A 19,272-nucleotide genomic window follows, 5' to 3' on the forward strand; every position below is an offset into this window, starting at 1 on the left:
AACCTATCTGATGGGGACTAAAGTCCTCACTGCGAACCTATCTGATGGGGACTAAAGTCCTCACTGCGAACCTATCTGATGGGGACTAAAGTCCTCACTACGAACCTGTCTGATGCGGACTAAAGTCCTCACTACGAACCTATTTTTAGACCGAGATTCCGCAGCATTTCTAAATGTTTGTGCAGGGGTGCGATTGTATTGGCTGCGATCGCCCCGCTAGCAGCAACCGCCGGCAAACCAATCCCCGGAAACGTGGAATCTCCGCAGCAAAACAGCCCATTCAAAGGGGTTCTCGGCCCGGGAAACAAGCCGGTACCGGCGCGAATTCCCGGCCCGTAGGAACCCCGATTTCTCCGCAAAAACCGTTCGTGGGTTAGGGGCGTCCCGACTAAGGTGACTTCGCAGCGCCATCGAATATCGGGGATAATTCTCTCTAATGCTTGCCACATTACCTCGGCGCGCGCTTGCTTTTGCTGTTTGTATTCTTCGCTGGTGCGATCGAGCTTTTGCCACAAATCGTAGGGTTCGTTACCGGGCGTGTAGGCGTGAATGACGTGCTTCCCGTCCGGTGCGAGGTGGGGGTCGAGGAGGGAGGGAATCGACACGAGAACGACGTTCTGAGGTGCGGAAACTCCCAGTTCCCAATCTTTGACGAAGATGTAGTGACAGGCCAAGTCCGATCGCACTCCCGCAGCATCAATTCCCAGATGTAAGTGCATAAAACTATCGCATTCGGGAGTCGCCTGTCGCTGTTGGCGAAATTGTTTGGGGATAGAATTTTCCGGCAAAAGTTTCAGCGTATCCCAAACCGAGGCGTTGGAAACTAGGGCTTTGCGCGATCGAATAATTTTGCCCGATCGCAGCCGCACCCCCGCCGCCCGGTTGTTTTCCACCAAAACCTCTGCAACGTGGGAATTTAGCAACAACCGCCCCCCGCGGCGCTCTAAACCGCGTACCAGGGCATCGACGAGGGCTGCACTACCGCCGATCGGATAGTCCAAAACTGCATTGGGGCGATACCAGTCGGCAAACATGAAAGCGACTTCGGCTGCGATCGTTCCGTCGGCGGGAAGTCCAGACAGCAGGAAACACAACAGATTCAGCCAATTTTTCACAAACGGATCTTTGACATTTTTGTCCATAATCCGGCTGAAAGGGCCTGCAAGTGCGATCGCATCGCCAGCGCTTTGCAGGAAAGCCGGTGCAAATTGGCCCAGGGTAAAAACACTGCCCCAATCGAAGCGCAAAGCCAGTGAGGGTAAGGCTGTCGCAGCTTTGGCGTAGGGTTCCATCACCCCCTGGAGTTTTTGCCATTCGGCTGCTGCTTCGCTACCGCGCAGTTTGAAAAGCACTTCGCCAAATTGACTCGCGCCTACGGATGTGTCGAAATCGCCTTCAGGCAAACAGCAACCCCAAGTATCGTAGGTGATGCAGGGGAGTTTTTCGCCGATCGCATCGAGAACTTGTCGCAGCGGGTTAGCTGAGGGGCTGTAGGATAATCCTGAGTACAAAGATGGCCCGGAATCGAAGATAAATCCGTCCCGTTTGAACCCGTGGGCTGCCCCGCCCGCGATCGAATGACTCTCGCAGACAATCACGTCAAAGCCATAACTGGCAAGCATTGCACCGCAACTCAACCCGCCAATACCGCTGCCGATAATGATAATTTCTGTGTCTGTGGGGGCGATCGCAACCATGTTTTTCTCCGCTACATCCCCTAATATTATTACAAACCCCTCTCTTTCCCTCTCCCTCTGCGCCCTCTGCGGCCTCTGCGGTTCATTACCTCAAAAAAATCCAATAGAAAACGAACCTTCCTATATTATTGTTAGTTAAATGGAAAACATATCAATTCTAGAACAAGCCGCAAAATCCCATCCTAAACCATCATCCGCCGCCGTAGTCGCAGCCCTCCTAGAAGCTGAGAAAAACGCCAAAAAAAATAAAATTCGCTATTCCTTCGAGCAACTAACCGGCAATTGGCGCTTGTGCTTTATCACCGGCACAAAAAAGACTCGACAAAAAGCGGGAGTTGTGCTAGGCGCCGGACGTTACATCCCTGAATGGGTGGCGAAAATTCAAATTGCTTACTCAGTTGAACCTGTTGCTGAAGGCGAAAAGCCTAGTGAAATAGGCAGAGTGGAGAATTCGGTGCTCGTAGGGGCGATCGAACTCACTCTTTCCGGGCCGACTAAATTTTTGGTTAATCAGAATATTTTAGCATTTGATTTTACCAGAATTACGGTAAAATTGTTGGGTAAAAGCCTGTATCAAGGATTTATTCGCGGTGGTGAATCGCGGGAGGCGGAATTTTTTAATTTGAGTGTGGGGAAGCAGGCATTTTTTGCATATTTTCTAGTAGAAGATGGGATAATTGCAGCTAGGGGAAGGGGCGGCGGATTGGCTTTGTGGGGGAGAGTTTAGCGGTTCTTAATTGCCTGCAATATAGCAGGGAAATAACTTTATTCATTTCGGAGTTTGGGGGATATTTGTTCTGCTTGGCGCTTGACTTCTGTTGTTTACTGCATCAATATTACTCAAAGTAGCAGCTTCCCCCGCGCGATCGCCCACTTGTCGCAGAATTGGTAAAGCTTGGTTAAAGTATTTCAATGCTTCTTGCGGTTGGGAGATGCGATCGTAGTTAAAACCAATATTATTCAAAGTAGTAGCTTCCCCCCTGCGATCGCCCACTTGCCACAGAATTGGTAAAGCTTGGTTAAAGTATTTCAAAGCTTCTTGCGGTTGGGAGATGCGATCGTAGTTAAAACCAATGGCAGTGAGTGCTATAGCTTCACCTCCTCTCTGTTTAAATTGTCGCGCCATGGCTAGAATCTGCTGCCATGTTTCTATTGCCTGTCGCGCTTGTCCTTGCCTTTCCTGTTGCTTTGCTTGTTCTATGAGTTGCTTTAATTTTTCAACCTGTGAATTTTGACTTTGCGCCCAACTCGGTTGCACCATCAGCGGCACAGTCAGATCATACTTTTCATAATTGATTAGCGACAGCGACAGGTTTAAACCTATCGCTGTCGCTATAAAAAACCAATTCGCCTAATGACTGCTGACAACAGTCAACAGTCAACAGTCAACAGTCAACAGTCAACTGACTACTGACTAATCAGCAAAGCTGCGGGAAAGTAGCTGAGAGCATCACCAATGGCCAGCGTACCGTTACTTTCAACAGGCTGATTTGTAATCGCATCCTTCCAAACCGACGGCATTTTATCCGACAATTCCAGCTTAGTATCTTTCCAGACTTGTTTGCCGATCGGCATTTCTTCGGGTTTGACAATTCCCGCCAAAAACCGAGGAGCAATGACAATAACTGTAGTATCTTCAAAGCTGCGAGCAAAAGCAACAACATTATCTTTAAACGTGCCCGCTACTTGCAAAGGTCGATAGTCGCCCGATTGAAAGACTTCCAAGTATTTTTTTCTAGCTTCTAGCACTCTTGCCGTCAAAAACAACTTAATTCTAGCATCTTCCCGCGTCGCCATCAAATCTTCAATTAGTTGCAAAATATCCGTCTCAGCTTGCTGTTTAATGTCCCGCAAAACCTCGATTCGGCGATCGAAATCTACCGGACGGCGGTTGTCCGGATCGACGTGGCTTAAATCCCAAAATTCCGTGCCTTGATAAATGTCGGGAACCCCAGGTGCCGTAATTTTTAGCAGCGTTTGAGATAAAGAATTGAAAATTCCGTAATCAGCTACTTTTTTCCAGAAAGGTAGAAATTTCTTGAAAAACTGATTTTGTTCCGAAGGTTCGAGAACGCTATCGATAAAGGTCATAAACCCAGTTTCGTAGTCGTTGTCAGGTCTCAGCCAAGCTGTATAAACTTTAGCTTCGCGGACAGCTTTTATCGCATAATCTTTGACGCGAGTAACATAATCGGTGTTTTCAATTCCCTCAAACGGAAAACTGCCTAATAGAGTTTGGTACAAGAAGTATTCGTCATTAGTATCGGGAACCATGCGATTGACAAAGTTAACTTTTTTAGAAGAGTTTACCTCTCTCCAAGACCTGACTTGTTGTTCCCATTCCTCAGGAATTTCTGACAAAACATTAAGTCTCGCTCGCACATCTTCGCCGCGTTTGGTATCGTGGGTAGCTGTAGCATTCATTTTGTGCGGCCAAGCTGCTTGCTGCTGCTTGTTGAACTCGTGAAAATCCGCCAGAGAAACGCCAAACTGACTGGGGTTTCCTCCGACTTCGTTGAGGGATAAAAGCCGATAGTAGACGTATAACAGCGTGTCTTCAACACCTTTAGCCATCAAAGGCCCTGTCAACTGCTGGAGTTTCATCACAAAGTGCCGGCGCTGCTCTTTTTGTTCGGTTGTGAGGGTTTCTTCTTCTTCCAGCAACAGCACCGTTTCGATAAATTTCAGTTCTTTGAGGAGTCGCGGTACTAATTCTTTGGCGTGGGCGATCGCATATTTGACGTAAGTGCGATCGGACTCTCGCAAACCCTCTTGATTTATGTAAGTTCGGTACACTGGAAAAATCGTCAAAACTGCTGACAGCGCTTTTTCCAAACCCGGACGAGTAAAGTCATTTCCCTGTCGGGATTGACCGGAAATATTCTTCAAAAGCTGAGCCAGATTGTCTACATCTCCCGCCAAATTCTTCTCAACAATCAGCCCTTTTTTATCTAAAAACAACTGTTCGTAAGGAACATTTAATCGAGTAAATCTCTGATAGATTTCGCTAAATTGCTGTTCGCGATCGCACCGACAAAAAACGCCGTTTACGTAGTTCAAAAAGTCGTAGCCACTGGTTCCCTCAATCGGCCAATAGGACGGCAAATCTTCCTCGTGTTCCAGAATCTTTTCCACAGTAATGTAAGTGTCTCCAACTCTCTCGCGGAGCCGTTTCAAATATTCTGTAGGATCGTAAAGTCCGTCGATGTGGTCGATTCTCAATCCGGTAAACTTTCCCTCTTCCACCATGTCGAAGATCAGATCGTGGTTTTTGTGGAAAACTTTAATTTCTTCAACTTTTACCGAAATCAGTTCGTTGACTGTAAAAAACCTGCGGTAGTTGATTTCTTCCGCCCCCACTTTCCAGAAAGAGAGACGATAAAATTGCTCCGATAGTAAACTATCTAACAAATTAAAGCTTTCTGGATTACCTTTTTCTCCGTTAAAGAAATTGATATTTTCCTCGATAAATTCCTGGACGATGGGATTTTGATTGTAGAGTTCCCACAGCAGCCCTTTGACAAAAGCTATCTGATCGTATCTGGCTTTACCTTTAGTTTCAGAAGGTGTATTCTTAATTAGATAAAGAATCCCCAAAAACTTGATAAAATCTGGATGGCGCCTGCCTAATTCCCTGCCTAAATGCCCCAAATTATGACTGATAAAATTAGCATAAGATTCAATTCTTACAGGCAGTTTTAAGCTGTAATAATTGATAGTCAGCCCAATTTCGCTGTATTTGAGTTGAATCTCGCCATTTTCCAGACACTCGCCGTAAAAATTGCCCAGCAGCGGAGCCAGCACTCGACCCCTGAGATGTTCGTAAGCGTGATTCCATTCAATATCGAAGTAATCGAAATAGTCGGAATCCGGGCCGTGTTCCAATACGTCTAACAGCAACAAGTTTTGAGTGTCGTAAGCCATGTGGTTCGGGACAATATCTTGCAGCCATCCCATGTTCCGCTTCTTGATTTCGTAGGTGAGGGCTTCAAAGTTTTCTGAGGTTCCCAATTCAGGATTGAGCTGATTTGAGTCAACCACATCGTATCCGTGACTGCTGCCTTTTCTGGCTTTGAATATCGGTGAGGCGTAAACGTCTGTAATTCCTAATTCTTCCAGATAGCTGAGGATTTGTTTGGCGGATTCAAAGTTAAAGCCTGCATGAAATTGAATCCGATAAGTGGTTGTTGGAATTCTCATCATGTTAATTTTAGTCCTGATTGATTAGTCGATCGGGTTTTTTGCTGAAAATTAGAAATTGTCAGTGGATTTGGCGGTAGTGCCCACTGTCAACAATCACCTAAAAACATAGAAAAATGTCGCTTTTAGCATAGTCTAGATCCCCCTAAATCCCCCTTAGATTGGGGGACTTTGATACTCTTGTCCCCCCTTATTAAGGGGGGTTAGGGGGATCGGAAAGTGTTGATGATGGTAGGGTGCGTCAGCGGGCACAAGAATAGCTATCTACTCCAGAATCTTTCCCCGCTGACGCACCCTACTCGAGCCAACCAACTATTTGATTAATTGGTAGAGTGCGAAACTATGCGGTTTAACAGTCAATTCTTGCTCAGAATTGATGTTTTCAGGCAAGCTAGAACCTGAACCCATCCATTTTACATCAGCAGAGTCTAAAATTTTGTTCCACTTGCCTTGGGGAAGTGCTGCCGTAAAATCTACCTCTTGCTTGTTGAAGTTTAGAATGCAGAATATTTGGCTGTCATCTGTCCAGCGACGGAGAAATAAGATTTTTTCGGCTTCAATGCTGGAAACTTCTAGACTGTTTTTGTCGAGTTTTTTCAGGGCGGGAATTGTTCGCCGCAGTTGAATCAAATGTTGGTGCCATTCCCAGAGAATTTTGTGTTTCCCTTCTGTTTGTTTTTCCCAGTTTAACTTGCACTTTTGAAAACTCTCTGGACTTTGGGGGTCTTGAAATTCGCCTGGGTCTTCAAAAGCTTTAAATTCTTGTTGCTTGTCTTTGCGAATCGCTTCAATTAAGTCAGGATCTGAGTGGGAAACAAAGTAGAAAAACGGCGCCGTTTCTCCGTATTCTTCTCCCATAAATAAGAAGGGAATGTAGGGAGAAATAAAAACCGTACCTGCTGCAAGTTTGAGTGCTTCAAAGTCAACTATTTGCGAGAGTCGGTCTCCTAAAATGCGGTTGCCAATTTGGTCGTGGGTTTGGGAAAATACGAGGAATTTTTCGCCCGGTTCATCTTTGACAGAATTGCCGTGTTTTCGCTTTCTGTGCGGGGCATACTGGCCGGAGTAAACAAAGCTTTCTTTGAAGGATTTTTCTAGGTGTTCGCACTTGCCGAAATCTTGGTAGTAGCGGTCATTTTCTCCGGTAAGCAAGGCGTGCAGTGCGTGGTGGAAATCGTCGCACCACTGGGCGTCTAATCCGAAACCGCCGAGTTCTTTGGGACGTACTGTGCGGACATCGTTTAAGTCACTTTCTGCGATTAAGTAAAGTTTCCTTCCGATTTCTTGGGAAATCTCGGCTGTGGCATCGGAGAGTTCTTGCAAAAATGGTCGGGCACCTACTTCAAATATTGCTTGAATTGCATCTAATCTGAGGGCGTCGATGTGATAGTCTCGAAACCAGTAGAGGGCGTTTTGAATAAAGTAGTTACGCACGCCGTCGCTGTAGGCGTCGTCGAAGTTGAGGGGGTCTCCCCAAATTGAGCCGTATTTTGAGGTAAAGTAGGGGCCGAAGTCGCGGAGGTAGTTTCCTTCGGGGCCGAGGTGGTTGTAAACGACATCGAGTATTACTGAGATGCCGTGTTTGTGGCAGGCGTTGATGAGTTTTTTGAAGCCTTCGGGGCCGCCGTAGGAGTTTTGAACGGCGTAGGGATATACGCCGTCGTATCCCCAGTTTCGATCGCCGGGGAATTGGGCGATTGGCATGATTTCTATGGCGTTGATTCCCAGTTCTTTTAGTTGTTTGAGTTGGGTAATTATTGCTTCAAATGTTCCGGCTTGGGTGAATGTGCCGACGTGTAATTCGTAGATGACCATTTCTGGTAAAGGTACGCCTTGCCAATTTTTGTCTGTCCAGGTAAAGGCGCTTTCATCTATTACTTGGGAGGGGGTGTGGACGCCTTGGGGTTGATATTTTGATGCGGGGTCTGGTCTGTCGGTTTTTCCTTCGAGTTGGTAGGTGTAAAGGGTTCCGGGTGGGATGTCTGTTGCTGTGGTTTGCCAGTAACCTTCTGCGGATTGTTGCAGGGGTATGAGGCGTTTTTCTGGGGAAACTATTTGGACTGCTATTTGTTTGAGGGTGGGCGCCCAAACTGTAAACTCACATTGGTTGTTGCCGAGGTAATTTGCTCCTATCTTCACTTTGAGTTGTTCTCCTTATAAAATAGGTTGTTGTCCGATCGCCCTTGGGACGCAATCAAATGCTGTGTTCTTAAGGTGAGAGCGCCTGTGTAGATGGTAATATTACTTAAAATTACAAACAACTAACTCCAGACAGAGTAACGGTTAGAATTATCGCTGGGGCAAAAGTAGCGGTTCGTTATGTATAAATTAGACCATGAATCTGCACCCTTAGCGATCGCCATTCTTGGTCAACTGCAAGAGTTAATATTTCTGGTTTTTTATATAAGGTCTAAAATATATCTAAAGGTAGATAGCAAATCAGCGCGAGCGTGTATTCTATGGTTATTGCTTTTGGACGGGAAATCTGCTGCAATCTTGACTCGGCGGAGTCTCGCGAGTGGTTGGTGACAAACGGAATCGGGGGTTACGCTAGCGGGACGATCGCAAATCTCCTCACCCGCCGCTATCACGGGCTGCTGGTGGCAGCCCTCAAACCCCCGCTGGCACGCACTTTGATGCTGGCGAAGCTGGACGAGACGGCGGTGTATGCCGATCGCGCCTACCCGCTTTATACCAACCGCTGGGCCGATAGTACGATCGAACCCCACGGCTACAACTGCATCGAAAGCTTCCACCTGGAAGGGACAACGCCTGTGTGGAGGTATGCTCTCGCCGATGCGATCCTGGAAAAGCGGATTTGGATGCAGCAAGGGGCTAACACAACGTATATTCAATACCGCAGCCGCCGCGCCTCACAACCGATCGCGATCGCAGTCAAAGCCTTAGTCAACTACCGCGACTACCACCACATGACAAGCGCCGGCGACTGGAAAATAAATTTAGAAACCTTGAAAAATGGTGTTTGTGTTACCGCATTTCCCGGCGCCACGCCGCTTTATTTGCTGACAGATGCCACATCAGAGGCTAAATTTAGAGTTTCTACGCTCTTATACAATTGGTACTACGGATTTGACCTCGAAGCAGAAAAGCGGCGGGGATTGGAATACTGCGAGGATCACTTGCACGCGGCGACTTTTCATTTTGCGATCGCACCGGGAAGTTCTCTCACATTGATCGCGAGTACCGATAAAAATCCTGAACTCAACGGCGGTAAAGCTTTAGAAGTCCGTCGCACCTACGAGGAAGAATTGCTGCAAAACTGGTCAAAAGCGATCGCATCTCCAGACTGGATAAATCACTTAGTGCTAGCAGCCGACCAATTTATTGTCAACCGCCCGCTACCCGAGGAACCGGAGGGTAAAACGATTATCGCCGGATATCCCTGGTTTAGCGACTGGGGGCGCGATACGACGATCGCCCTGCCCGGCCTCACAATCTGTACTGGGCGGTGGGAAATTGCGCGATCGATTTTGCGGACTTTTGCGCGGTATGTCGATCGGGGAATGCTGCCGAACCGCTTCCCGGATGCGGGGGGCGCGCCGGAATACAACACCGCAGACGCGACGCTGTGGTACTTTGAGGCTGTTCGCGCTTACTGCGACTGCACGGGGGACGAGGAACTTTTGACCGAACTCTGGCCGACATTATGTGAGATTGTGGATTGGCACGTGCGGGGAACTCGGTATAACATCCGCGTCGATCCTGACGACGGTTTGCTCTACGCGGGAGAAAGCGGCGTGCAACTGACTTGGATGGATGCGAAAATCGGCGGTTGGGTGGTGACTCCTCGGATCGGTAAGCCGATCGAACTCAGCGCGCTTTGGTACAATGCCGTGCAAGCTATGGCAAGTTTTGCTCGAAGATTGGGCAAATCTCACAATCAATACCAGCAGTTGGGCGATCGCACCTGCGCCGGATTCGATCGCTTCTGGAACCACTCAACCAGCTACTGCTACGACGTTCTCGACGGCCCCGACGGCAACGACATTTCCCTGCGGCCAAACCAGATATTCGCCGTTTCCCTCCCCCTAAACTCCATTCCTCCTCGCTCCGCCAACTCCTTGTCAGCGGGGACGCGCCAGGAAACCCGCTATACACCCTTACTGACGCCCGTGCAGCGCCGCGCCGTCGTGGACGCCTGCGCCCAGGGGCTTCTCACTTCCCACGGCCTCCGCAGCCTCTCGCCGCAGCACCCGCAGTACCGCGGCACCTACGGAGGCGACCAATTGCAGCGCGACAGCGCCTACCACCAAGGCACAGTTTGGGGCTGGCCGATCGGCGCTTTCGTCTTGGCGCACTTGCACGTATACAAAGACCCAGCACAAGCTCGCGAATTCCTGGAACCGATGTCACATCATATAACTGCCGGCGGAGTTGGCAGTCTCGGCGAAATTTTTGAGGGCGACGCCCCGCACTCGCCCCGGGGCTGCACGGCTCAAGCTTGGACTGTGGCTGAGGTGCTGCGGGCTTGGTTGGCAATTAATAATGTGGGTGTTTAAATGGGGAATGTTCTGTTGGGTGGAATAAGAGGTTTATGGCATTATTATTAGCGGGCGATATTGGCGGAACTAAGACAATTTTGCGCTTGGTAGAAAGGAATCTTAAGGGTGAAATGAAAGCTCTTTACGAGTTCCGCTATCCGAGCGGGGAGTTTCCCGATTTAGTGCCGATTGTGCGGCAGTTTTTGACGGAAGCTGCTACAAAACTCGATTTGGCACCGCAGCCGGAAAAAGCTTGTTTTGCGATCGCCGGCCCGGTAGTCAACAACAGCGCCAAACTGACTAATTTGCCTTGGCTGCTGGAAGCTCATCGTTTGGAACAAGAATTAGGAATTTCCCGCGTCAGTTTAATTAATGATTTTGTAGCAGTTGGTTACGGCGTGTGTGGCTTGGAACCTACAGATTTACACACGTTGCAAGTAGGAAAACCCAGTCAGCACGATCCAATTGCTGTTATTGGTGCGGGTACTGGTTTGGGAAATTGTTTTGCAATTCCCGAAGCAAATGGGCTCAGGGTTTTTTCTTCTGAAGGGGGACACGGTGACTTTGCTCCTCGCTCGGAGTTGGAGTTTGATTTGCTGAAATATTTGTTAGCAAAACATGACATTCAAAGAATATCGATCGAGCGTGTAGTTTCGGGACAAGGTATTGTTTCAATTTACCAGTTTTTGCGCGATCGCAAGTTTGCTCCAGAATCAGCGGAGGTGGGGGAAATGATTAGAAAATGGGAGTCGGAAATTGGTAAAAGCGAGAAGACTGTCGATCCGGGTGCGATAATTGCGACTGCGGCATTGAACAAGTGCGATCGGCTTTCGGAACAAACAATGCAAATGTTTGTAGAAGCTTACGGCGCTGTAGCCGGAAATATGGCTGTGTCCCTGCTACCTTACGGCGGTTTCTACATAGCCGGCGGCATCGCTGCGAAGATTTTGCCACTGATTCTAGAAGGCAGTTTTATGCGAGCTTTTACGCACAAAGGTCGGATGGATTCGCTGTTAGAAATGATGCCGGTGCGGGTGGTTTTGAATGGCAATGTCGGGTTAATTGGAGCCGCAGTTTGTGCGGCCGGTCTTTAGGAGATTTCAAGTCGAAGTTATCTCATTGATTACTCGGCGGTTGAAACCGCTCCTTGTCAAACAAAGTCTGCCTTCGCAGACTAAGAGATAAAGGGGGTATTTAAGCCGGATTTACTATTATACTAAATCCGGTTAATTTACCTTATTTATTCTTCAGTCCGCGCACCATCCGGACTTTGTTTGTATAGCCGCGGTTTCAACCGCCGGGTATCTAAATTCGGTAAATTTAGATTATTTATTCTTCAGTCCCCCTCTGCTGCGGACTTTGTTTGTATAGCCGCGGTTTCAACCGCCGGGTATCTCATCTTCAAAATCTTCTGGGCAGCATTTTCCGACACCGGCATCACCGACAGCCGATTACCTTTCCTCACCACCAAAAGCTCATCAGCACCAAACTTTGCTTTCAGTTCATCCAAAGATATTAAATTAACAAACTCCTCAACAAACTCAACTCTCACAGTTTGCCAGCGAGGAGCATCAAACTGCGATTTAGCATCATAATACTCGCTATTCATATCAAACTGAGTCGGATCGGCAATCCCAGTCTCAACCACGCGCGCCGATCCAACAATTCCCGGAATTTTAGTATTAGAATGGTAAAAAAATACTAAATCACCCAAACTCATTTGCCGCATAAAATTGCGCGCTTGATAGTTGCGAACACCGTCCCAAATAGAAAAAATATCTAATTTCAAATCCGCAATACTATAAACATCAGGTTCCGACTTCATCAGCCAATAATTCATGTGCAATTAGGAATTGGTAATTGGTAATTGGTAATCGGTAATATCCTGTCCGGGTAATCGCTGATAATTATTGTGTAGTGGGAGCTTCAAGCTCGCACTGTACTCGTAATTGATTGACCGGACATAATATAATCGGTAATCGGTAATCAGTAATTTTACTGCTGACTAATGACTAATGACTAATGACTAATGACTAATGACTATAAAATATCTTTCCGCTTCTGCAACCACAGAGTCAACATTAAATACACGAAAATATGCACGCACAAAATCCCCCAATTTAAACTCAAGTTCTCCCAAGTTGGATCGTAAACAGGAGTGGGTTCAAACGGCTGAGGAAGTGTACTCCCATCTGGCAAAGTCGTAGGCGCGGGAACCAGGGAATTTACATTAACTAAAGAGCCGTAAGCGCCCACAGACCAACGACTTAACATCAACCAAGAAAACTTGCTCGCCACACCTTCCATCCTAAACAACACCCCAGAAAAGATAATCTGAGGTAGCAATATTAGAGGTAAAGCACTGTTAGCTTGAGAGCCATTTTTGACGATCGCCGAAACCAGCAATCCGAGACTGATGCAGCTCATCAAAGTCAAAAAAGTGGTAATAGCTGCTCCCACCGGCCAGGAAATCAAACTCGGTTCCGGGGATTTGAAAGCAATCAGAATAACTCCTACCATCAATAGAGTTTGCAATACGGCCAAGCCGGAAAGTATGACAAATTTTGAACCTAAATAAGCAAACAATCCTAAATTCACCAAACGTTCGCGCAAATAAATAGCAGATTCCTTGACAATTTCTTGCAGGGAAGTTGCCAGTCCCACCCAAATAGCCGCGCAGGTAAATACAAACAAAACTCGCATTGCTAAAGGTGCTAAAGTTGGCTCCGGTGCGCCAATTAACGGGTCTTTATCTCGGACGGCCAGCCGCAGCAAACTAATCCCGATCGGAGCAGTTAATAGAGCTAAACTTAAGTTAACTATATCGCGAGAAACGAGTTTAAAATAGCGCTGGGCGAGCAAAACAAGTTGTTTGACAAAAGATGCAGATTTTGGCTTAGAAGGCGCGGCTGATTTTTTGCCATTGGCGTTGCCGGTGCTGAAGTGGTTGACAATATAGCGCTGATAGTAGGGAGATTTATTGAACTTTTGTGCCCAGCTTTGAACGTTGGTTTCTCCTGTTTCTAATTCGTTGTAAATGTCGGCAAAATCTCCGGTTTTGACATCGAAAAAATCGAGCGCTTCCGCAGGCGGGCCGAAGTAACAAAGCCGTCCGCCGCGGCCCATAAATACAATACGATCGCACATCGTGATATTCGCCGTCGCGTGAGTCACCAGAATCACCGTGCGGCCTTGACTTGCCAACTTTCGCAGCAGTTGCATCATCTTCTTGTCCAAACCCGGATCGAGCCCAGAAGTCGGTTCGTCCAAAAAGAAAAGTTTCGGATCTGCTAACAGTTCAACTCCAATGCTAACCCGTTTGCGCTGTCCGCCGCTAAGCTGTTTTACAAAAGCAGTACGGCGGTGAGTCATTTCAATATCTTCTAAAGTTTTTGTAACTACCTGCTGAACATCTGTATCGGGAGGTAAGCGCAATTTAGCTGCATAACTCAAAACTTCTTCTACTGTCAAATCTGCGTGCACAATATCATCTTGAGGTACGTAACCAATTTGATTGCGATAAATATTGAAGTTTTCGCGCAGGTTGTCGCCGTTGAGAAACACAGCGCCTTCAGTAGTTTTCTCGATGCCTAAAAGCGTCCGCATTAAAGTAGATTTTCCCGCACCGCTACCACCGACTAAAGCCACAAACTGCCCCGGTTCGATCGCCAAAGTGATACGATCCAAACGCTTGGGAATCACCAGACTGTCAGCATCCAAGCGAATTTGATTGCCTCGGTCTTGCACCTCTAACGTATGATTGCGGTAAGTTAGAGTAAACGGGCCGATCCGAATTGCATCTCCCTCAGCCAACTGTACAGAATTTGTGATGCGCTGACCGTTGACAAAAACGCCATTAACGCTGTGATCTCGTAAAATATAATTGCCGCGACTGTCAGCATCGATTGTCGCGTGGCGCCTCGAAACCAGCGGCGCATCCAATTGCAGCGAAGCATTTGGATCGCGGCCCAACAAAACCGATCGATTGCTGAGGGGAATTGACTGTTTGTTGGGGGGAAAGATTTGACTCGCCAGGGGATTAAAATAAGTCACCAAAACTTGATTTTTAGGATCGAGACCTATTTTAATTTCTGTACCGTTTTTGAGACAATAACCGTCATTGGGAGTGATGCGAGTGCGATCGACAAATAAGCCATTAGTGCTCGGCTGCTGGCCGTCACCGTCGTAAATCCAGTAATTTTGGCCAATTTGGCGCAACAGGGCGTGAACCCCGGAAACAGCGCGCCAGGGCTCGGGAACAAGCAAATCAGCACGAGTGCGATCGCGCCCCAAGATGTGCTGCGACTGTTTTAACTCCAACTGTAAAGTGTGCCCTTGACTGATTAATACTAAATAAGGGCGATCGCTGACAGCAGTCGGTTGTCCTATATTACCCATTATATTTAAATCGCATTTTTTACAATCACATTTGTCAGCATATCAAAAGTAAGGCAACAATCTACTTATTTATTTTATAACTTATGCAAAACATCTAAACGTAGGGTGCGCATTGCGCACCTTACCCTATTTAAATGTCGGATGCGCCATGGGCGCGTTACCCCTACATTTCGCCCTAAAAGCGAGAATCATATCACCTTTTGGCAACAACCGACAAACTGCGAAGCCGATTAATAGCCGCCGCCAATTCAAAGCGGCGAAACATCGCAAAATCCCCCTCAGGAAAAGAGGATAAAATATCCATTCCCTGCGCGTCAATATCTGCCATCACCAAATCGATAATTTCCGACAAAGTGCGTTTCCCGTCCATGTACTGCTGCTTAGCATAAACCATTGCCGAGGCGATCGCCCGCAACTGTCCGCTGTCAACAATTTGCTCAACAGCGCCCAAATCAATATCCTCAATTCCGAAAGCCAATTCATCAACATCCCGCACCTTCACCCGCACATCTCGCCGTCCCCGACTCGGATCTAAACTAGCAGGAACCGGGACTCTGTGAGTAATCTCACCAAAACTTTCTCCCCCTTCAGCAGCCCGGCTAATCGAGTAATTATTTGCTATTTCTTTAGCTTTTTCCGTCACATCATATGCTGCAAAATTATCCATGGAAATCACAGTATCCGCCACATCAAAATAATCGCCGCTTCCGCCCATGACTAAAATAGTCGATACGCCACAATCCGCGTACAACTGTTTAACTTTATCGATAAACGGCGTAATCGGTTCCTTATCCTTAGCGATCAGTTCCTGCATTCTGCGATCGCGAATCATAAAATTAGTCGCCGCCCTATCCTCATCCACCAACAAAACAGGTACTAAATCCTCTTCACAATCCGCGACTAATTGTCTCTCCATCACAAAAGATCGAGATTCCCCCCTCTTCCCTCTTCCTTCTTCCCTCTTCCTTCTTCCCTCTTCCTTCGCATTTCTCCCAACTTCCAAAGCCTCAATAATATTAGCAGCTTGCGACGTACTGCCGCTCGCATTTGCAGTATAAAATTGTACAGTATCTCTACCTTGCGGCAAATGATTGATAAAAGGCGAAATATCCACACCCGCAACACTTCTGCCATCTTCCGCCCGAATTTTTACTGCCGCCGGACTTGTCACCACAAATTCCCTACCATCACCCGGAATTCGGTTATAAACTCCCAACTCGATCGCCCTGAGTAAAGTTGATTTACCGTGATAGCCACCCCCAACAATCAAAGTAATGCCAGCGGGAATTCCCATCCCGGAAATTAAACCGCGATTCGGACAATTAAACTCAACCTTTAACGACGGCGGCGACACAAAAGCCACAGCATCATTTAACAGAGGACGGTTGTCAACACCGCTGCGGCGCGGCAAAATAGCACCGTCAGCAACAAACGCAACTAATCCGTTTTCAGCTAACTGCTGCCGCAGCCAATCAGCATCTTCTACCGTTTCAACATGACGGCGACATTCCGCAGCATTTAAGTTAGAATATTTCAGAGATTGGCTGACAATGCGCGGGATATCTTCGCACAGCATTTCAGCAGCTTGTCGCCCTAAAATACTTCGTCCCCCCGCCGGAAGTCCGACGGAAAATCGGATTTCAACCCCCCCTAAGTCCCCCCCTTGGTAAGGGGGGGATATAGAGATTTTCTCCCCCCCTTGGTAAGAGGGGGTTGGGGGGGGTGGGGGGGTAATAAATGCTGAAGTTCGTTCTAAAACTTCTTGTCCGAAGCGAGTCACTGCGATCGTACCGCTTTTACCACTGCCGCGCTTGCTGCTAGTGCTGTAGGCCGCTTTGTCAAACTGGCGAGTTAGGTAATCTCCCAGGGCTATTTCTCGACTGCGAGATTGGAAAAGTTCGCGGGGAATTCGAGCAATGTTTGGCGGAACTTTGACTCTAAATTTACTGGGAGAAGCAAACGGATCTCCCTGGACGTAATCAATGATTAATGTGAATTCGGGAAAATCATAGCTGCCTTGAATGTCTTTGTAGGCTTTGTAGCTTCGATTGTCTAGTTGCAGTAAATGCTGTTTCAGGTTTTCTTTGTTAGTCATTTCTTGTAAGGAAGAAGGAAGAAGGAAGAAGGAAGAAGGAAAGAACACCTTACATAATTACCAATTACCAATTACCAATTACCAATTACCCATTACCAATTACCAATTACCAATTACCAATTACCCATTACCAATTACCAATTACCAATTACCAATTACCAATTACCCATTACCCATTACCCATTACCCATTACCCATTACCCATTACCCATTACCAATTACCCATTACCGAATTTCCAATAGTTTAGCTGCGGCATTGACAACAATTTGGGCAGAACCGGTGAAAAAAGGTCGATCGATATTTGCGAGTGTATCGGTAGACTGGTGGTAGTGGGGCGATCGCAAATTTGCAGTATCCGTCACCAAAACAGCACCAACTCCTTTATACCAGAAAGGCGCGTGGTCGCTCCGCAAAACATCGGGAGTCAGCACCCCTTTCAAGGGCACAGGTAGCGCCACTACTGGTGGTAAATCGGTGTTTCCCGACTCCGCAAAAGTTCTCAACAGCAGCGGATGTTCCGCATCCCCAATCACAGCGATAAACTCGCCTTTGTCGGGAGATGTTACCCCCGATGCTTCTAGAAAAGGTTGCGCTGTCAACCCTTCGGGATATTGCTGGCACCCAGGCGTGCGGCACGCATAACCGATCATATCCAGGACGATCGCGCCTTGCAAATTTTTTAACCGCACCTCGCTACCCGCGAATGCTAAACTGCCTAAAAGCCCGATTTCTTCCCGATCGAAAAATGCCACTTGCAATGTCCGAAGCGTAGGACGAGAGCCCAGCAATCTCGCTACTTCTAAAACTGCTGCAACTCCCGTAGCATTGTCGTCAGCCCCGGGCGATTGCGGTACAGTATCGTAGTGTGCAGCAACGAGAATTGCCCCAGCCTTTGAATCAGTACCTTTTCTCTCGGCGAAGACGTTGATTCCGCGATCGAATTCCTGCAATTTGGGCGAAAATCCGAAGGTTTTTAGTTGTTGCGAAATGTAGTCTCTCGTGAAAGTGCGATATCGTTCTTCCACCCGTTCTCCTGCTAACGTTTCGGCGTGTTTCCACAACCGGGATGCGTCAATTTTTGGTGCATTGACTGCATCCTTTTCAGCAGTCAGAGGTGAGGGAGACGGGTTTTGGGAAGTGTGGATAGTGCGATCGATCGAAACTGCCGGTACAGCCGAAAACCGCTGCCACGAGTCAGAACCCCAACCCGCAGCCGCCAACGCAACCAGAATAAATAGCGCTATCCAAATCAATTGTTTCATCAGTAAGTCTATTTGATATTTTAGACAGTTATATTTTTGATTTTACTTGACACCATAGTGAAAAATAATCCTGTTTCAAAAAATGAAACTCAAAGCTCTTAACATTAGGTTCGTCATCGGACGCTGAACTCAGAAACCCGGTTTCTTTTTATATTTCTTGTTTTTGTCCGCAAAACTCGTAGAAACCGGGTTTCTAGCCTTCGATGCGAACCTTAGCGCTGTCATTCGATTTTAGATTTTAGATTTTAGATTTGGGATTGACCCCACAGATGCAATCCGGGAAACGCAAGGATGAGCGTTGAAGATTTGGGATTGATTCCACGGATGCAAGTCCCTGGCGGGTACCACCTTTGAAATTCAAAGGTCAATACCAGTCGGTGATTTTTTGACCTAAAAACTCCGGTAAAAACCTTTAAATGTCGCCCTTGAATGTGTCTTGCTTATTCGGCAATTCAACGGCGACATTCTACCCTACTAATTTACGTGCCAAATTCACAACTCACAACTATTTCTTCTCCAACTCAATCTCCTTGTTAGCCAATATCAACCCGCTGCTGCCACCCACAGCGTAAGGAATAGTTGTTGCTGAAAATTCAACAATTTGAGTAGGTTGTTGAAACCACTCCGAATAACTGGGATTGAGCAAATCGTACAGTGCTTTTAAAGCTTGGATTTCTGCCTCAAGTTGCGCTGCTGCTTGGTTAATTCTGCGAGCTTGTGCTTGCAAGCGCTTTTCCCCGGTTTGAACGTCATTTTCTACTTTTTGCCAGTGCTGTCCCGCTAGCAATTTGTCTAGTTCACCTTGTTTGTAATTGAGTACCGCCTGTTTTTGTTCGAGTTGCTTTTCAATAATTTGAGTTTCTCGCTCAATCTCCTGGATTTGTTGCAACCACTGCTCCCCAAAAGCAGCATTTTGCTGGTGGAACTCGGCAAGGGCCTCAGGAGTATTATTCTTGGGAAAACTGACTGTCACTCGGCACTCTGAGCGCTGTACGCAAAGTTTTTCCCGCGCCTCTTGCAGAGTGGTAACTTCTGCTTCGAGCGCGCGGACTTCTGTTTGGAGTTCTGGGATCGTCTGACTCATTGGTTCAATTCCTGGATCTCTGCATCGATTTTA

The 19,272-nt window shown here is 47.3% G+C and carries 12 protein-coding genes; 3 read left to right on the forward strand and 9 right to left on the reverse strand.

Translation table 11 applies throughout. From position 1 onward, the window contains the following. Positions 1-131: 131 nt before the first annotated feature. Positions 132-1,697, reverse strand: a complete 1,566-nt coding sequence (locus tag JGK39_RS03245; RefSeq protein ID WP_293246285.1) for an NAD(P)/FAD-dependent oxidoreductase — start codon at positions 1,695-1,697, stop codon at positions 132-134. 139 nt (positions 1,698-1,836) lie between these two features. Between JGK39_RS03245 and JGK39_RS03250 the strand changes: the two genes are divergently transcribed. After that, positions 1,837-2,424: a hypothetical protein gene (locus JGK39_RS03250; protein ID WP_293246270.1), complete on the forward strand. Its 588-nt coding sequence runs from the start codon at positions 1,837-1,839 to the stop codon at positions 2,422-2,424. 42 nt (positions 2,425-2,466) lie between these two features. Here the strand turns inward: JGK39_RS03250 and JGK39_RS03255 are convergent, their stop codons facing one another. The 3 genes from JGK39_RS03255 to treZ form a co-directional block, all read right to left on the reverse strand. Then, positions 2,467-2,958 carry a tetratricopeptide repeat protein gene (locus JGK39_RS03255; protein WP_293246308.1) on the reverse strand — a complete coding sequence of 164 codons (492 nt, stop codon included), beginning with the start codon at positions 2,956-2,958 and terminating at the stop codon, positions 2,467-2,469. A gap of 146 nt (positions 2,959-3,104) precedes the next feature. Then, positions 3,105-5,897: a malto-oligosyltrehalose synthase gene (treY, locus tag JGK39_RS03260; RefSeq protein ID WP_293246305.1), complete on the reverse strand. Its 2,793-nt coding sequence runs from the start codon at positions 5,895-5,897 to the stop codon at positions 3,105-3,107. A 312-nt stretch (positions 5,898-6,209) separates the two neighbouring features. After that, complete coding sequence (gene treZ / locus JGK39_RS03265) at positions 6,210-8,036, reverse strand: malto-oligosyltrehalose trehalohydrolase (protein ID WP_293246267.1); 1,827 nt, start codon at positions 8,034-8,036, stop codon at positions 6,210-6,212. A gap of 320 nt (positions 8,037-8,356) precedes the next feature. Between treZ and JGK39_RS03270 the strand changes: the two genes are divergently transcribed. Then, entirely contained in the window at positions 8,357-10,417 is a 2,061-nt protein-coding gene (locus JGK39_RS03270) for an amylo-alpha-1,6-glucosidase (RefSeq protein WP_293246264.1), read from the forward strand. A 35-nt stretch (positions 10,418-10,452) separates the two neighbouring features. Continuing rightward, positions 10,453-11,493: a glucokinase gene (locus JGK39_RS03275; RefSeq protein WP_293246261.1), complete on the forward strand. Its 1,041-nt coding sequence runs from the start codon at positions 10,453-10,455 to the stop codon at positions 11,491-11,493. 242 nt (positions 11,494-11,735) lie between these two features. On the opposite strand, the gene JGK39_RS03280 is transcribed toward JGK39_RS03275, so the two are convergent. From JGK39_RS03280 to JGK39_RS03300, 5 genes are all read right to left on the reverse strand, one after another. Then, positions 11,736-12,239 (reverse strand): EVE domain-containing protein, encoded by a 504-nt coding sequence (locus tag JGK39_RS03280; protein ID WP_293246258.1) that lies wholly within the window; start codon positions 12,237-12,239, stop codon positions 11,736-11,738. A gap of 200 nt (positions 12,240-12,439) precedes the next feature. After that, a complete protein-coding gene (locus JGK39_RS03285) occupies positions 12,440-14,797 on the reverse strand; it encodes an FHA domain-containing protein (protein WP_293246255.1) in 2,358 nt (785 codons plus the stop codon). Between the two features lie 193 nt (positions 14,798-14,990). Next, positions 14,991-16,892 (reverse strand): ABC-ATPase domain-containing protein, encoded by a 1,902-nt coding sequence (locus JGK39_RS03290; protein WP_293246252.1) that lies wholly within the window; start codon positions 16,890-16,892, stop codon positions 14,991-14,993. A gap of 225 nt (positions 16,893-17,117) precedes the next feature. Then, positions 17,118-18,155, reverse strand: coding sequence for a M20/M25/M40 family metallo-hydrolase (locus JGK39_RS03295; protein ID WP_293246249.1), 1,038 nt, complete (start codon positions 18,153-18,155; stop codon positions 17,118-17,120). Positions 18,156-18,660: 505 nt separating this feature from the next. After that, a complete protein-coding gene (locus JGK39_RS03300) occupies positions 18,661-19,239 on the reverse strand; it encodes a hypothetical protein (protein WP_293246246.1) in 579 nt (192 codons plus the stop codon). Between the last annotated feature and the right edge of the window lie 33 nt (positions 19,240-19,272).

Source organism: Microcoleus sp. PH2017_12_PCY_D_A (assembly GCF_020738565.1).
Lineage (GTDB): Bacteria > Cyanobacteriota > Cyanobacteriia > Cyanobacteriales > Microcoleaceae > Microcoleus.

Excerpts from the sequence above, each read along its gene's own strand:
- JGK39_RS03285 (WP_293246255.1), bottom strand. The coding sequence starts at position 14,797 with ATGGGTAATATAGGACAACCGACTGCTGTCAGCGATCGCCCTTATTTA.
- JGK39_RS03275 (WP_293246261.1), top strand. The coding sequence starts at position 10,453 with ATGGCATTATTATTAGCGGGCGATATTGGCGGAACTAAGACAATTTTG.
- JGK39_RS03250 (WP_293246270.1), top strand. The coding sequence starts at position 1,837 with ATGGAAAACATATCAATTCTAGAACAAGCCGCAAAATCCCATCCTAAA.
- treY (WP_293246305.1), bottom strand. The coding sequence starts at position 5,897 with ATGAGAATTCCAACAACCACTTATCGGATTCAATTTCATGCAGGCTTT.
- JGK39_RS03295 (WP_293246249.1), bottom strand. The coding sequence starts at position 18,155 with ATGAAACAATTGATTTGGATAGCGCTATTTATTCTGGTTGCGTTGGCG.
- JGK39_RS03280 (WP_293246258.1), bottom strand. The coding sequence starts at position 12,239 with ATGAATTATTGGCTGATGAAGTCGGAACCTGATGTTTATAGTATTGCG.
- JGK39_RS03300 (WP_293246246.1), bottom strand. The coding sequence starts at position 19,239 with ATGAGTCAGACGATCCCAGAACTCCAAACAGAAGTCCGCGCGCTCGAA.
- JGK39_RS03245 (WP_293246285.1), bottom strand. The coding sequence starts at position 1,697 with ATGGTTGCGATCGCCCCCACAGACACAGAAATTATCATTATCGGCAGC.
- JGK39_RS03255 (WP_293246308.1), bottom strand. The coding sequence starts at position 2,958 with ATGGTGCAACCGAGTTGGGCGCAAAGTCAAAATTCACAGGTTGAAAAA.
- JGK39_RS03290 (WP_293246252.1), bottom strand. The coding sequence starts at position 16,892 with ATGACTAACAAAGAAAACCTGAAACAGCATTTACTGCAACTAGACAAT.
- JGK39_RS03270 (WP_293246264.1), top strand. The coding sequence starts at position 8,357 with ATGGTTATTGCTTTTGGACGGGAAATCTGCTGCAATCTTGACTCGGCG.